The sequence below is a fragment of the Salipiger bermudensis genome, assembly GCF_019801965.1.
Classification (GTDB): Bacteria; Pseudomonadota; Alphaproteobacteria; order Rhodobacterales; family Rhodobacteraceae; genus Salipiger; species Salipiger bermudensis_A.
Genome location: NZ_JAHVIA010000008.1, coordinates 190,690 through 205,585, shown reverse-complemented (window position 1 = coordinate 205,585; position 14,896 = coordinate 190,690). Strand labels below are relative to the sequence as shown.

10 protein-coding genes are annotated in these 14,896 nt (G+C 65.3%); 5 read left to right on the top strand and 5 right to left on the bottom strand.

Going from position 1 to position 14,896, the window contains the following annotated elements:
* Positions 1-61 precede the first annotated feature (61 nt).
* From KUV62_RS18340 to KUV62_RS18320, 5 genes are all read right to left on the bottom strand, one after another.
* On the bottom strand, positions 62-1,153 hold the full coding sequence (locus KUV62_RS18340; protein ID WP_222605176.1) for an ABC transporter ATP-binding protein: 1,092 nt from the start codon (positions 1,151-1,153) through the stop codon (positions 62-64).
* A 19-nt stretch (positions 1,154-1,172) separates the two neighbouring features.
* On the bottom strand, positions 1,173-2,828 hold the full coding sequence (locus tag KUV62_RS18335) for an alpha-glucosidase (protein WP_222605175.1): 1,656 nt from the start codon (positions 2,826-2,828) through the stop codon (positions 1,173-1,175).
* Positions 2,829-2,843: 15 nt separating this feature from the next.
* Positions 2,844-4,100 carry a carbohydrate ABC transporter permease gene (locus tag KUV62_RS18330; protein WP_222605174.1) on the bottom strand — a complete coding sequence of 419 codons (1,257 nt, stop codon included), beginning with the start codon at positions 4,098-4,100 and terminating at the stop codon, positions 2,844-2,846.
* A 2-nt stretch (positions 4,101-4,102) separates the two neighbouring features.
* Positions 4,103-5,077 (bottom strand): carbohydrate ABC transporter permease, encoded by a 975-nt coding sequence (locus KUV62_RS18325; protein WP_222605173.1) that lies wholly within the window; start codon positions 5,075-5,077, stop codon positions 4,103-4,105.
* A gap of 83 nt (positions 5,078-5,160) precedes the next feature.
* Entirely contained in the window at positions 5,161-6,525 is a 1,365-nt protein-coding gene (locus tag KUV62_RS18320; RefSeq protein ID WP_222605172.1) for an ABC transporter substrate-binding protein, read from the bottom strand.
* 252 nt (positions 6,526-6,777) lie between these two features.
* Here KUV62_RS18320 and KUV62_RS18315 point away from each other — a divergent pair, with 252 nt between their 5' ends.
* The 5 genes from KUV62_RS18315 (at position 6,778) to glgB (ending at position 14,860) form a co-directional block, all read left to right on the top strand.
* Positions 6,778-7,809, top strand: coding sequence for a LacI family DNA-binding transcriptional regulator (locus tag KUV62_RS18315; RefSeq protein WP_410000876.1), 1,032 nt, complete (start codon positions 6,778-6,780; stop codon positions 7,807-7,809).
* A 12-nt stretch (positions 7,810-7,821) separates the two neighbouring features.
* Complete coding sequence (locus KUV62_RS18310) at positions 7,822-9,153, top strand: GH1 family beta-glucosidase (RefSeq protein ID WP_222605171.1); 1,332 nt, start codon at positions 7,822-7,824, stop codon at positions 9,151-9,153.
* Complete coding sequence (locus KUV62_RS18305) at positions 9,150-10,133, top strand: ROK family protein (RefSeq protein WP_222605170.1); 984 nt, start codon at positions 9,150-9,152, stop codon at positions 10,131-10,133. Before KUV62_RS18310 ends, KUV62_RS18305 begins: the two co-directional genes overlap by 4 nt.
* 93 nt (positions 10,134-10,226) lie before the next feature.
* Entirely contained in the window at positions 10,227-12,611 is a 2,385-nt protein-coding gene (locus KUV62_RS18300) for a glycogen/starch/alpha-glucan phosphorylase (protein ID WP_222605169.1), read from the top strand.
* A gap of 62 nt (positions 12,612-12,673) precedes the next feature.
* Positions 12,674-14,860, top strand: coding sequence for a 1,4-alpha-glucan branching protein GlgB (gene glgB, locus KUV62_RS18295; protein WP_222605168.1), 2,187 nt, complete (start codon positions 12,674-12,676; stop codon positions 14,858-14,860).
* Positions 14,861-14,896 lie beyond the last annotated feature (36 nt).

Below are 14,896 nucleotides of genomic sequence, written 5' to 3'. Positions count from 1 at the left end.
GCAAAACGGGCAGGCCGCGGATGGTCTGCCCGTCTGGAGGGTCAGGTGCTGGTAAGGCGGCTCAGCGGTAGAGCAGCGACACGCCGTCGGTGAAGAGATGCACCTTGGCGGGCTCTGCCGAGAGCCGCACCTCGGAGCCGCGCAGTCCCTTGTGGATGCCCGGCAGCTTGGCGATGACCGGTTCTTTCGCCGCGCCGTCATCGACGAAATGCAGCAGCGTCACCTCGCCGAGCGCCTCGGTCAGCGCCACCTTGCCAGTATAGGCGCCCTCGCCTTCCGCCAGCACGAAATCCTCGGGCCGGATGCCCACGTTGACGCTCAGCCCCATGTCGGCCGCGGTGGTCGGCACGGTCGAGACGGCGGTCCCGCCACCGGCGAGCTTGACGGTGGTGGTCTCGCCAGTGGCGACGATCTCGCCCGGCATCAGGTTCATCGCCGGGGAGCCAATGAACTGCGCCACGAACTCGGAATTCGGCGTCTCGTAGAGCTCGAGCGGCGAGCCCACCTGGGCCACGCCCTTGTTGGCCAGCACCACGATCCGCGTCGCCAGCGTCATCGCCTCGACCTGGTCGTGGGTGACGTAGATCATCGTGCGGTCGGGCATCTGCTCCTTGAGCTGGGCGATCTCGATCCGGGTCGCCACGCGTAGCGCTGCGTCGAGGTTCGAGAGCGGCTCATCGAAGAGATAGACCTTGGGGTCGCGCACGATGGCGCGGCCGATGGCGACGCGCTGGCGCTGACCGCCTGAAAGCGCCTTGGGCAGACGATCCAGGTAAGGCTCGAGCTGCAGCATCTTGGCGGCGCGCTCCACTGCCTCGCGGATCTCGTCCTTGGACTTCTTGGCGATCTGCAGCGCAAACGACATGTTCTCGCGCACGGTCATGTGCGGGTAGAGCGCGTAGCTCTGGAACACCATGGCGATGCCACGCTGCGCCGGCGGCACGTCGTTGACGCGCTGGCCGTCGATCTCGAGCGTGCCGGCGGTGATCTTCTCGAGCCCCGCGATCATCCGCAGCAGCGTGGACTTGCCGCAGCCCGAGGGGCCGACGAAAACGATCAGCTCGCCTGCCTTGATATCGAGATCGATATGCTTGAGCACCTCGACGGCGCCGCCATAGGTCTTGCCCACATCCGTCAGTTTCAGATCGGCCATTTGCGTACCCCCTCCGAGATCAAGATTTCAGCGCCAGAACGGGCTGCCAGCGCCCGAAATGCAGCTTGCCGTCGGGCGCCGGTCCGGCGGATCCGAGCTCGGCTCCGATTTGATGCCACTTTCCCGCCGGCGCGTCGATGGTGACCGGCGCGTCGCTGATGTTGAAGGCGCAGAACAGCTCGGTCTCGCCGAGGCAGCGGCGGAAGGTCAGCACCGGCCCCTCGCAGCGCACCTCCGAGATTGTGCCCTTCTTCAGCGCCTCGTGGCTGTGCCGGAACGAGATCGCCCGGCGATAATGATGCAGCATCGCCAGCGGGTCTTTCTCCTCGTCGGCGACGGTGCGGCTGAGATGCGCGTGGCTGACCGGCAGCCACGGGCGCATGCTGGAGCTGAAGCCGCCATTGTGTTCGTTGCTGTCCCAGACCATCGGCGTGCGGGCTCCGTCGCGTCCCTTGAAGGCCGGCCAGAAGCGCTTGCCGTAGGGATCCTGCAGATCCTCGAAGGCGACCTCGGCCTCGGGCAGCGCCAGTTCCTCGCCCTGGTAGATGCAGGCGGAGCCGCGCAGGCACATCATCAGCGTGATGTAGAGCCGCGCCGCGGCCTCGGGGATGTCCCACCGGGTAATGTGACGCACCACGTCGTGGTTGGAGAAGGCCCAGCAGGCCCAGCCGCCCGGCGCCTTCTCTTCCATGTCGTCCATCACCCGCTTGATGAAGGCGGCGGTGGGCGCATGGTCGGACAGCAGGTCGAAGGCGTAGGACATGTGCAGGTGCTCGTCGCCCCGCGTGTAATCGCCCAGCACCTCGAGCCCGCGCAGATCCTCGCCGACCTCGCCCACGGCGGCGGCGTCATACTCGTTCATGAGCTTGCGCAGTCGCGCGAGGAACTCCAGGTTCTCGGGCTGGGTCTTGTCGTAGAGGTGGTTTTGCCAGGTATAGGGGTTCACCGCCGGCGCGGTGATCGGGTTGCGCTCTTCCGGCGGCAGCGCCGGATTGTCGCGCAGCTCGCGGTCGTGGAAGTAGAAGTTCACCGTGTCGAGCCGGAAGCCGTCGACGCCGCGATCAAGCCAGAACCGCGTCACGTCGAGCAGCGCCTCCTGCAGCGCCGGCTCGTGGAAGTTCATGTCGGGTTGCTCGGTGAGGAAGTTGTGCAGGTAGTACTGGCAGCGGGTCGGATCCCATTGCCAGGACGAGCCGCCGAAGATCGACAGCCAGTTGTTGGGCGGCGTGCCATCGGGCTTGGCATCGGCCCAGACATACCAGTTGGCGCGCGGGTTGTCCTTCGAGCTGCGGCTCTCCTTGAACCACGGGTGCTCGATGGAGCTGTGCGAGATCACCAGGTCCATCAGCACCTTGAGGCCGAGCATGTGGGCGGTCTCGATCACCGTGTCGAAATCCGACAGCGTGCCGAACATCGGGTCGATGTCGCAGTAATCGCTGACGTCATAGCCGAAATCGGCCATCGGCGAGCGGAAGAACGGCGAGATCCAGATCGCGTCGACGCCGAGCGAGGCGACGTAGGGCAGACGCTGGGCGATGCCCAGCAGGTCGCCCACCCCGTCGCCATTGCTGTCCTGGTAGCTGCGCGGATAGATCTGGTAGATCACCGCGCCCCGCCACCAGTCGGGATCCTTCTTGAGGTGGCGCTGCGCGCTCATGTCCGGGTTTGCGGTCATGTGGTGTGTTCGTCCTTATTTCACCGAGCCGGCCAGCAGGCCGCGCACGAGGTATTTCTGCATTGCGAAGAAGACCACCAGCGGCACCGCGATCGACACGAAGGCGGCGGCGGCGAGGATGCCCCAGTCGCCCCCGCGCGAGCCGAGGAGATCGTCGGCGATCTTGACGGTCATCACCCAGCTCTCGCTGTTGGACGGCAGGAAGACCTTGGCGACAAGCAGGTCGTTCCACGTCCAGAGGAACTGGAAGATGGCGAAGGAGGCCAGCGCCGGGAAGCTCAGCGGCAGCACGATCTTGGTGAAGACCTGGAAATCGGTGGCGCCGTCGACCTTGGCGCTCTCGATGATGTCGCGCGGCAGGCCCATCATGTAGTTGCGCAAGAGGTAGACCGCGAGCGGCAGGCCGAAGCCGGTATGCGCCAGCCATATGCCGAGGAAGCTCTGCCCGATGCCGATCTTGTTGTGCAGCGTCAGCATCGGCACCAGCGCCAGCTGCAGCGGTACCACCAGAAGGCCCACCACGGCGGCGACGAGCCAGCCGCGGCCGGGGAAATCCATCCAGGCCAGCGCGTAGGCCGCGAAGGCCGCGATCAGGATCGGGATCACCGTCGCCGGAACCGTCACCGTCAGGGTGTTGATGAAGGCGCGGTCCATGCCGTCGGAGGTCAGGATCTGGCGGTAGTTCTGCCAGCCGAAATCGGGCGGCTGCTTGGTGACGACGTAGAGCGACGGTGCGCGGCTGATCTCGCCATCGTTGATGTAAGCGAAATCGCCATTCTCGGCCACGGTCAGCGAGCGCTGCAGCACTGCGCTGCCCGGCGTGATCGGCAGTCCATCTTCCGTTGCCTCGGGGAATTCGGGCTCGCCATCCGCCGGATAGGCGATCTCGATGCGCTTGTCGTCGAGCTCGCCGTCTTCCTCGGTCACCTCGACCTCGTACCAGGCGAAGGTCTCCCCGACATCGGCGGCGCCGGGATCGCGCCCGGTCAGGCCGAAGCCCGAGACGCTGCCGGAGCCGGCCTCGAAGACATTGCCCTCGAGCACGTAATAGTCGCCGTCCTGCCGCACGCCCTCGGGCTCTGGGCGCGTCCGCACGGCGCTTTCCACCGGAAACATCGCCGCCCACCAGCCGGTCTCGGAGATCTGCTCGCGGTCGCGGAAGGAGGAGACCAGCAGGCCGACCGTGGGGATCAGCCAGACGACCACGAGAAACAGCACCGCGAGGTTGGTCACGAGGCTGAGCGAGGATTTATGACCTGCAATATTATCCATGATTACAGCTCCTTGCGCGCCTGGCGGATGTTGTAGATCATCACCGGCGTAACGATCAGCATGATCACGAAGGCCACCGCCGTGGCGCGCCCGTCATCGCGGAACATGTAGCTCATCATGTAGCTCGGCAGGATCTCGGTATCGAAATTGCCGCCGGTCATCGTGTAGACGATGTCGAACACCTTGAGCGTCAGGAAGGTGATGGTGGTCCAGACCACGGCGATGGTGCCGGCGATCTGCGGGATCTTGATGCGGAAGAAGATCTGGAACGGGTTGGCGCCGTCGATGATCGCGGCCTCGATGGTCTCTTCCGGGATGCCGCGCAGCGCCGCCGAGAGGATCACCATGGCGAAGCCGGTCTGCATCCAGACCATGATGATCATGACGAAGAAGTTGTTCCAGAACGGGATCTGCAGCGGGTCGATGGCGGCGAGGCCGAAATAGTCACGCACCGCGTTGATGATGCCGATATTGGGATCGACCGCGTAGACGAATTTCCAGATCAGCGAAGCGCCGACGAAACTGATCGCCATCGGCATGAAGATCAGCGACTTGGCGATGCTGCCCCATCTCAGCCGGTCGGTGAGCTGCGCCACCAGCAGGCCGAAGAAGGTCGAGGCGGCGGGCACGAAGAGCACCCAGAGGAAGTTATTGAACAGCGCCACGCGGAAGCCGTGCTCGGAGAACATCTGCACGTAGTTGCCGAGCCCGATGAACTCGTTGCCCGAGCGGTTGTAGAGCGAGCGCAGGAAGCTGCCGAGCACCGGGTAGACGAGGTAGAGCCCCAGCGCGAGGATCGCCGGCATCAGGAAGAGCCACGGCCGCACCGCGGTGGCGCGGGCGATATTGCGGCCCTGGTCATCCTTGCGCGGCGGAAAGATGAAGCGGTCGAGGACGATGTTGGAAAGGTAGAAATAGCCCACGCATCCGCCGACCCCGATGATGATGGTCAAAATGCCCTGAAGGATCGGTGACATGGCGTGCTCCCCTCGCCGTAAGCCTCATGCGCGCCCCCCGCGCCCAGCCGGGCACGGGGGAAGATCGATACGGTGTCAGACCGTCAGCGGATCGAGTCCCAGCGGTTCTGGATGGTCTCGGCCACGCTCTCGGCATCGGCCCCGCCGACATAGTCGATCATGCCCTTCCAGAAGGCGCCGGCGCCGATCTCGGCCGGCATCAGGTCGGAGGCGTCGAAGCGGAAAGTGGTCGCATCGGCGAGGATCTCGCCCATGGCGCGCTGCGCGTCGGTGGCATAGACCTCCGGGTTAACGCCGGCGTGGGCGGTCAGGAAGCCGTCCTGCGCCATCCACAGCTCATGCGCGATCGGCAGCTTGAGATACTCGAGCATCACGTCGGTCGCCTCGGAGGGCTTGGTGATCGAGAACAGCGTGCCGGCACCCAGCACCGGGTTGCCGAGATCCTTCTCCTCGTAGGACGGGAAGTAGAAGAAATCGACGTTGTCGCCGAGCTCGGCGCTCTCCGGGAAGAAGGCCGGGATGAAGCTTGCCTGACGGTGCAGGTAGCAGGTCGGCGGCACCGCGAAGAGGCCCGAGGGGCTGTCGCGGAAGTCGGTGGTGGCCGCGGCCTGGGCGCCGCCGCGCACGTAGTCATCGTTGCGGATGAACCAGCCGAACTCGTCGATGCTCTCGACCACCTGCGGGTCGTTGAACGGGATCTCGTTGGTCACCCACTGGTCGTAGACCTGCGGCTCGTGCATGCGCAGCATCAGGTCCTCGACCCAGTCGGTCGCCGGCCAGCCGGTGGCGGCGCCGGAGCCCAGGCCGATGCACCAGGGCGTGCCGCCATCGTCGACGATCTGCTCGGTCAGCTCCTTGAGCTCTTCCATGCTCTCGGGGATCTCGTAGCCCATCTCGTCGAAGGCGATGGGCGAGTACCACACGAGGCTCTTCAGATCGACGCGGTAGAACAGGCCGTAGACATGCTCTTCTCCGTCCTCGCCCTCGTAGGTCGACAGGTCGACCCAGCTGTCCCCGGCGGAGAAATTCTCCGACACCCAGTCGGCGGTGTCGTCGGGCAGCGGCGTCAGCAGGCCCTGGCTGGCCATGTCGGCGGCGAGGCCCGGCTGCGGGAACACCGCGAGGTTCGGCGCGGTGCCGGCACGGGCCGAGATCACGATATCCTGCTCGAAGCTGTCGGAGCCCGAGTAATTCACGTTGGCGCCGGTGGCCTCCTCGAAGTAGCGGAAGACGATGTCGACCTTCTCCTTCTCGTTGCCGGTCCAGGGGCCGGTGATCTCGACGGTCTGGCCGCTGAGATCATACTGCTCGGCAAAGGCCTCGTAGCTGTCCCACTGGAAATCGCCCTCGCCCACTTCGAAGGGCATGTCCTGGGCAAAGGCCGCACCGGTCGACAGCGCGACAATCGCGGCACTGCCTAGAAACGAGCGTTTCGAGAGATACTTCATATGTGATCGTCCTCCACGGTTTCGCGACTATAGACTCGCGCGTTCACCGCTTTGAGGCGAGTCACCCCAAAGCGCTTTGAAGTTGGCCGAGGGTTGCTTGTTTCCAACCGCAAGTCAATCGCGAGGTAGCTTCTTTTTCTACAGTTTCCATGCTGCACTGCAGCTTTTTCGAGCGTAAACAAAATCTCTTTTCGTCGTCTTTGATTTGGGTCTATTGTGGCGATCATCCGAAGCGCTTTGGAAGACATTGCCATGAATCTGAAGCAACTCGCCGCCCATCTCGGACTGTCGCAGACGACAGTGAGTCGCGCCCTCAACGGCTATCCGGAAGTGAGCGAACAGACCCGCAAGCGCGTGGCCGAAGCCGCGCGGGCGCTGAACTATTCGCCCAATGCCCGCGCCAAGGGGCTAGCGACCGGGCGCGCCATGGCGATCGGCCACGTGATCCCGATCTCGACCCAGCACGAGATGGTGAACCCGGTCTTCGGGGATTTCATCGCCGGCGCCTCGGAAGCCTATCTCAAGGCCGGCTACGACATGACCCTGTCGCTTTCCGGCGACGAGGACGAAGCCGACAATTACCGCCGCCTCAAGGCCAAGGGCCATGTCGACGGCATCATCGTGCACGGCCCCAAGATGGCCGACGGGCGCATTCCCTTCCTGCGCGGGCTCGACCTGCCCTTCGTCGTGCACGGCCGCGCCTCCGAGCTCGACATCCCCTACAGCTGGATCGACATGAACAACACCAGCGCGTTCAAGCGCGCCACCGCGTTCCTGCTCGATCTCGGGCATCGCCGGATCGCGCTGCTGAACGGGCTCGAGTTCATGGATTTCGCCTATCGCCGCCGCATCGGCTATGAGGAGGCGCTGACCGAGCGCGGCATCGCGCCCGACCCGGGCCTGATCCGCGGCGAGGAGATGACCGAGCCCTTCGGCTACCGCGCGGCGGCGCAGATGCTGGCCAGCGACCAGCCGCCCACCGCCTTCCTGACCTCGTCGCTGATCACCGCCATCGGCATCCGCCGGGCAATCCACGAGGCCGGGCTCGAGATGGGCCGCGACGTCTCGGTGATCACCCATGACGACGATCTGAGCTATCTCGCCAATGGCCGCGACATGCCGATCTTCACCGCCACCCGCTCCTCGGTGCGCGAGGCCGGGCGGCTCGCCGCAGAGATGCTGCTGCGCCACATCGCGGCGCCGGCGCGCGATCCCGAAACCCATCTGCTCGAAGCACAGCTGATCATCGGCGGGTCCACCGGCCCCGCCCCGAAACCGGATTAGGATTTAGACATCATGCTCTTGACCCGAAAGGACTTTCCCGAAGGCTTCACCTTCGGCACCGCGACCTCGAGCTACCAGATCGAGGGCCACAAGTTCGGCGGCGCCGGGCGCACCCACTGGGACGATTACGCCGACACGCCGGGCAACGTGGTGCGCGCCGAGAACGGCGACGTCGCCTGCGACCACTATCACCGCTATGCCGAGGATCTCGACCTCGTGGCCGATGCGGGCTTCGATGCCTACCGCTTCTCGATCTCCTGGGCGCGGGTGCTGCCCGAGGGCCGTGGCGAGGTGAATCCCGAGGGGCTGGATTTCTACGACCGGCTCACCGACGCGATGCTCGAGCGCGGGCTCAAGCCCTATGCCACGCTCTACCACTGGGAGCTGCCCTCGGCGCTGGCCGATCTCGGCGGCTGGCGCAACCGCGACATCGCGCAGTGGTTCGGCGATTTCACCGAGGTGGTGATGTCGAAGCTCGGCGACCGCATGGAGACCGTGGCCCCGATCAACGAGCCGTGGTGCGTGGCGTGGCTGAGCCACTTCCTCGGCGGACAGGCCCCCGGCCTCAAGGACATCCGCGCCGCCGCGCGGGCGATGCACCACGTGCTCCTGGCGCATGGCCGCTCGATCGAGGTGATGCGCGGGCTCGGCATGTCGAACCTCGGCGGGGTGTTCAACCTCGAATGGTCGGAACCCGCCGACAGCAGCGAGGAGGCCTACCAGGCCGCCGCGCGCTATGACGGCATCTACAACCGCTGGTTCATGGGCGGCGTGTTCAAGGGCGAATACCCGCAGATCGTGCTCGACGGGCTCGAGCCGCACATGCCGAAGAATTGGCAGGACGACATGGCGCTGATCTCGCAGCCGATCGACTGGTGCGGCATCAACTACTACACCCGCAAGCTCATCACCGCCGACACTAGCCCCTGGCCCTCGGTCAAAGAGGTCGATGGCATCCTGCCCAAGACCTACATGGGCTGGGAGATCTATCCCGAGGGGCTGCTCAACTTCCTCGAGCGCACGGCGCGGGAATATACCGGCGAACTGCCGATCTACATCACCGAAAACGGCATGGCCGCGCATGACGACATCGTCGCCGGCGAAGTCCCCGACGAGCACCGCATCGCCTATATCGAGGCGCATCTGGCCGATGTGCGCCGCGCCATCGCCCGCGGCGTGCCAGTGAAGGGCTATTTCTGCTGGTCGCTGCTCGACAATTACGAGTGGAGCTTCGGTTACGACAAGCGCTTCGGTCTCGTCCATGTCGACTTCGACACGCTTGCGCGGCTTCCCAAAGCCTCCTACCACGCACTCAAGGGAGCGCTAACGGAGGGCAGATCATGAGCCACGCGATCACCGCAGTTCTCGCCGATATCGGCGGCACCAACACCCGCGTGGCCCTGGCCGCCGGACCGACCGTGCAGGAGGCCAGCGTCAAGCGCTACCGCAATTCCGAGTGGAGCGGCATCGGCGCGGTGCTGCGCGATTACCTGACCGCCGCCGAGATCGAACCGGATGCCGCCTGCGTCGCCATGGCGGGGCCGGTGCGCGACAGTGCCGGCAAGCTCACCAATCTCGACTGGGAGGTGAACCGCGAGATCCTGCACGAGGCCACCGGCGCAAAGACCCTCGCGGTGCTCAACGACATGCAGGCGCAGGGCCATGCGCTGGGGCACATCCCCGTCGAGAACCTCACCACCCTGCACAGGGGCGCGCCCGCCAGCCCGCACTCGGCGCGGCTGGTGGTGGGCGTCGGCACCGGCATGAACGCGGCGCCGGTGTACCGGCTCGGCGAGCAGACGCTGGTACCCCCGGGCGAGGCCGGCCACGCCACGCTGGCGCTGCGCTCGGATGACGAGCTGCGGCTGTTCCAATACGTCTCGCGCAAGCATGACGGCGCCGGGGTCGAGCATTTCCTCTCCGGGCGCGGCTTCGAACGGATCTGGAACTGGCTCTGCGACGAGGATGGCGTCACCGAGGCCGCCGAGATCGACAAGTCCGCCGCCGAGATCATGGCACTGAAGGAAGCGGGCGATCCCCGCGCCGCCCGCGCCGTCGAGACCTTCTCGCGGCTGCTGGGGCGGGTCTGCGGCGATCTGGCGCTGATCACCCTGCCCTTCGGCGGGCTCTACCTGATCGGCGGCGTGGCGCGCCATTTCGGCCCCTACCTGCTCGACAACGGGTTTACCGAGGGCTTCCGCGACAAGGGACGGTTCAGCACCTTCATGGATCAGTTCCCCGTGCATCTGGTCACCGATGACTTCGCAGCGCTTACCGGTTGTGCATGTCACCTGACCGAACAGCTGCAATTGCAGGACCAGTAGGACGGTAACCTTGTATTCTGACCGGAAGCGCTATTGATAGCAGCATACTCCGCTCAGGAGCACCTCTGACCCTATCGAGCGAGCCCAAAGCCCATGCTGCAACTCTCCACGCCCTCCCTGCGCGACTCGATCCTGCGCCATCTGACCTATTCCTTCGGCAAGGATCCCGAGCACGCCATCCTCGAAGACTGGCGCATGGCGCTGAGCTACGCGGTGCGCGACCGCATCGTCGATGCCTGGTTCAAGGCCACCCACCAGACCTACGAGACCGGCGCCAAGCGGGTCTATTACCTGTCGATGGAATTCCTCATCGGCCGCCTGCTCGAAGATGGCATCGTCAATCTCGAGCTGGTCGAGGAGGCGAAATCCGCTCTGGCCGAGTTCTCCAAGGATTACAACGAAGTGCTGGCAGATGAGCCGGATGCAGCGCTGGGCAATGGTGGCCTTGGCCGTCTCGCCGCCTGCTTCCTCGAGAGCCTGTCGACCATCGGCTGCCCGGCGCATGGCTACGGCATCCGCTACGAGCACGGCCTGTTCCGGCAGAGCTTCGTCGGCGGCCGCCAGGTCGAGCAGCCCGAGCTCTGGCTCGGCCAGCGCCACGCCTGGGAATTCGAGCGCCCCGAGGTCCGCTACCGCATCGGCTTCGGCGGTCATGTGACCAACCACGGTGAGACCGTGCGCTGGCATCCGGCCGAAGAGGTCGAGGCCGAGGCCTTCGACACGCCGGTGGTGGGCTGGAAGGGCCGCTGGGCCAACACCCTGCGCCTGTGGTCGGGCCGCGCCATCCACCCGTTCGACCTCGCCGCCTTCAACCATGGCGACTATGCCGCCGCCGCCGCCCCCGAGGCGCTGGCGCGCACGATCTCCCGCGTGCTCTACCCCGACGACACCACCGAACAGGGCAAGGAGCTGCGCCTCAAGCAGGAGTACTTCCTGACCGGCGCCGCCCTGCGCGACATCCTGCGCCGCTTCAACAACCAGTTCGGCGACCTGCGCAAGCTGCCCTCCAAGGTGGCGATCCAGCTCAACGACACCCACCCGGCCATCGCCGGGCCCGAGCTCATCCGCATCCTGCATGACGAGCGCGGCATCCCCTTCGCCGAGGCGATGGACATCGCCCGCAACACGCTCAGCTACACCAACCACACCCTACTGCCCGAGGCGCTTGAAAGCTGGGGCGAGGCGCTGTTCGGCCGGCTGCTGCCGCGCCACATCCAGATCATCGACCAGATCGACAACGAGCACGCCAACCGCAATCCCTCGCGCACCCAGTCGATGCGCGCCGACCACCAGGTCAAGATGGGCCAGCTCTCCTTCGTCATGGCGCATAAGGTCAACGGCGTCTCGGCGCTGCACACCGAGCTAATGAAGACCACCGTCTTCGAAGAGCTGCACAACCTGCACCCCGACCGCATCGTCAACCAGACCAACGGCGTCACGCCGCGGCGCTGGCTCCTGGCCTGCAACCCGCGCCTCGCCGGACTGATCACAGAGTCGATCGGAGCCGACTGGGTCGATGATCTCGAGCAGCTCGAGAAGCTCGAGCCCTACATCGAGGATGCCGGCTGGCTCGACCGCTATTCCAAGGTCAAGCGCGACAACAAGGTCGAGCTGTCGAACTGGATGGGTCAGACGCATGGCTTCCATGTCGATCCCGACATGGTCTTCGACGTGCAGATCAAGCGCCTGCACGAGTACAAGCGCCAGCACCTCAACATCCTCGAGACCATCGCCCACTGGCTCGAGATCCGCGACAACCCGGATGCCGACTGGACGCCGCGCCTCAAGCTCTTTGCCGGCAAGGCCGCACCGGGCTATTTCTTCGCCAAGGACATCATCCGCCTGATCAATGACGCGGCGGCGGTGATCAATGCCGACCCGGTAACCAACAAGTATCTCAAGATCGCCTTCCTGCCGAACTACAACGTCACGCTGGCCGAGCGGCTGGTGCCGGCGGCGGATCTCTCCGAGCAAATCTCGACCGCGGGCAAGGAAGCCTCTGGCACCGGCAACATGAAGTTCGCGCTCAACGGCGCGCCCACGGTCGGAACGCTTGACGGCGCCAATGTCGAGATCCGCGATCACGTCGGTGCGGAGAACTTCTTCCTCTTCGGCATGACCGCGGAGGAGGTTATGGAGCGCCGCATGGTCGAGAGCCACGCGCAGAAGGCCATCGCCGCCGATCCGCGTCTCGCCCGGGCGCTCGAGGTGATCCGCGAGGGCCGTTTCTCGCCCTCCGAGCCCGAGCGCTACCACAACATCACCGGCAATCTCGAGGGCGCGGATTACTTCCTCGTGTGCTCCGATTTCAGCGATTACTGGCGCGCGCAGCGCGAGGTGGATGCCGCCTTCAAGGACCAGCAGGGCTGGGCCCGGATGGCCGCGTTCAACACCGCGCGCTCGGGCTGGTTCTCGTCCGACCGAACGATCCGCGGCTACATGAAAGACATCTGGGACGCCAAGTCTTTGCTCGACTGATCCCGCGATAAGAGTTGATGCGAGTCATTGCAGCTCGCGTCAATCGCACTAAAGTCCGAGGCATGACCGATGCAAATCACCCTCCCGTCTCGGAATTTCATCGCCTGACCCAAGGTCAGCATGACGATCCATTCGCCCTGCTCGGGCCGCACAGGACAGAGGGCGGTGACCGCTACGTCACCGCCTTCGACCCCGGCGCCCGCCAGATGTGGGCCGTGATCGGCAAGGACACCCACCCGCTCGAGCCGCTCGCCGATGCCCCCGGCATCTTCCGCGGCAAGGTCCCGGGCGACAAACCCTATCACCTGCGCGGCGCGGCAAACGACGCCGAGTGGGATTTCGAGGACGCCTATCGTTTCGGCCCCGTGCTCGGCGAGATGGACGAATACCTGCTCGGCGAAGGCAGCCACCTGCGGCTCTGGGAAGCGCTCGGCGCCCACGTGATGGAGCACGAGGGCTGCCAGGGCACGCATTTCGCCGTCTGGGCCCCCAATGCCCGCCGCGTCTCGGTTGTTGGCGATTTCAACTGGTGGGACGGGCTGCGTCACACCATGCGCAAGCGCGGCGCCACAGGCGTGTGGGAAATCTTCATCCCCAACGTGGGCGACGGCGCCTTCTACCGCTACGAGATCGTCGGGCCCGACGGCAATCTCCAGCCGCGCAAGGCCGACCCGGTGGGCTTCGGCTCCGAGCACCCGCCCGCCAACGCCTCGATCGTGCGCGACATCCGCGAATACGGCTGGTCCGATGGCGACTGGATGACCAAGCGCGAGGCGATGCAGAACCGCGAGGCGCCGATTTCGGTCTACGAGGTCCACCTGCCCTCCTGGCGCCGCAAGGACTGGGGCCGCCCGATCTCCTATATCGAGGCCTCCGACGAGCTGATCGCCTACGTCAAGGAAATGGGCTTCACCCATATCGAGCTGATGCCGATCAGCGAGTATCCGTTCGACGGCTCCTGGGGCTACCAGCCCATCGGCATGTTTGCGCCGACCATCCGCTGCGGCTTGCCCAACGAGTTCCGCGACCTGATGAACGCCGCCCACCGCGCCGGCGTCGGGGTCATCCTCGACTGGGTGCCGGGCCACTTCCCGTCCGATCCGCACGGGCTCGGCCAGTTTGACGGCACCGCGCTCTACGAGCATGCCGACCCGCGCGAGGGCTTCCACAAGGACTGGAACACGCTGATCTACAATTACGGCCGGGCCGAGGTCTCGAATTTCCTGACCGCCAACGCGCTCTACTGGCTCGAGGAATTCCACGCCGACGGTCTGCGCGTCGATGCGGTGGCCTCGATGCTCTACCGCGACTACTCGCGCAGCCCCGGTGAATGGGTCCCCAATAAGGATGGCGGGCGCGAGAATTACGAGGCCATCGCGGTGCTGCAACGGATGAACATCGCCAGCTATGGCGAGAACCCGGGCATCATGACCGTGGCCGAGGAAAGCACCGCCTATCCCGGCGTGTCGCAGCCCGTCGATCAGGGCGGGCTCGGCTTCGGCTTCAAGTGGAACATGGGGTGGATGAACGACACCCTGGAATACATGAAGAAGGACCCGATCCACCGCTCCTACCATCACCACCAGATGACGTTCGGGCTGGTCTATGCCTTCTCGGAGAACTTCATCCTGCCGATCAGCCACGACGAGGTGGTGCATGGCAAGGGCTCGATGCTGGGCAAGATGCCGGGCAGCGACTGGGAGAAATTCGCCAACCTGCGCAGCTACTATGGCTTCATGTGGGGCCACCCGGGCAAGAAGCTGCTGTTCATGGGCCAGGAGCTGGCGCAACGCAGCGAGTGGAACCACGACGCGCAGGTCGACTGGGAGTGTCTCTCCAACCCGCAGCACGCCGGCATCCAGCACCTCGTGCGCGATCTCAACCACCTCTACCGCGACACGCCAGCGCTGCACGCGAAGGACTGCTTCGAGGACGGCTTCCAGTGGATCAACGGCGGCGACTCGCAGAATTCGGTGTTCTCCTGGGTGCGGCGCGGCGGCCCGGACGACCCGGAGGTCGTGGTGATCTGCAACTTCACGCCGCAGGAGCACGGCGCCTACCGGCTCGGGATGCCATCCGCCGGCATTTGGCGCGAGGCGCTCAACAGCGATGCCGAGATCTATGGCGGCGGCAATCGCGGCAATTACGGATCTGTCGAGGCCCAGGAGGGCGCGTATCACGGGCAACCGGCGCATGCCGACGTGATGCTGCCCCCGCTCTCGACCATCTACCTGGTGCGCGACACCTGAGTAGCTGACGGGGCATTTCAAGCGGTCACCAAACCA

Coding starts and splice junctions, on each gene's coding strand:
- KUV62_RS18340 (WP_222605176.1), bottom strand. CDS start 1,153: ATGGCCGATCTGAAACTGACGGATGTGGGCAAGACCTATGGCGGCGCC.
- KUV62_RS18335 (WP_222605175.1), bottom strand. CDS start 2,828: ATGACCGCAAACCCGGACATGAGCGCGCAGCGCCACCTCAAGAAGGAT.
- KUV62_RS18330 (WP_222605174.1), bottom strand. CDS start 4,100: ATGGATAATATTGCAGGTCATAAATCCTCGCTCAGCCTCGTGACCAAC.
- KUV62_RS18325 (WP_222605173.1), bottom strand. CDS start 5,077: ATGTCACCGATCCTTCAGGGCATTTTGACCATCATCATCGGGGTCGGC.
- KUV62_RS18320 (WP_222605172.1), bottom strand. CDS start 6,525: ATGAAGTATCTCTCGAAACGCTCGTTTCTAGGCAGTGCCGCGATTGTC.
- KUV62_RS18315 (WP_410000876.1), top strand. CDS start 6,778: ATGAATCTGAAGCAACTCGCCGCCCATCTCGGACTGTCGCAGACGACA.
- KUV62_RS18310 (WP_222605171.1), top strand. CDS start 7,822: ATGCTCTTGACCCGAAAGGACTTTCCCGAAGGCTTCACCTTCGGCACC.
- KUV62_RS18305 (WP_222605170.1), top strand. CDS start 9,150: ATGAGCCACGCGATCACCGCAGTTCTCGCCGATATCGGCGGCACCAAC.
- KUV62_RS18300 (WP_222605169.1), top strand. CDS start 10,227: ATGCTGCAACTCTCCACGCCCTCCCTGCGCGACTCGATCCTGCGCCAT.
- glgB (WP_222605168.1), top strand. CDS start 12,674: ATGACCGATGCAAATCACCCTCCCGTCTCGGAATTTCATCGCCTGACC.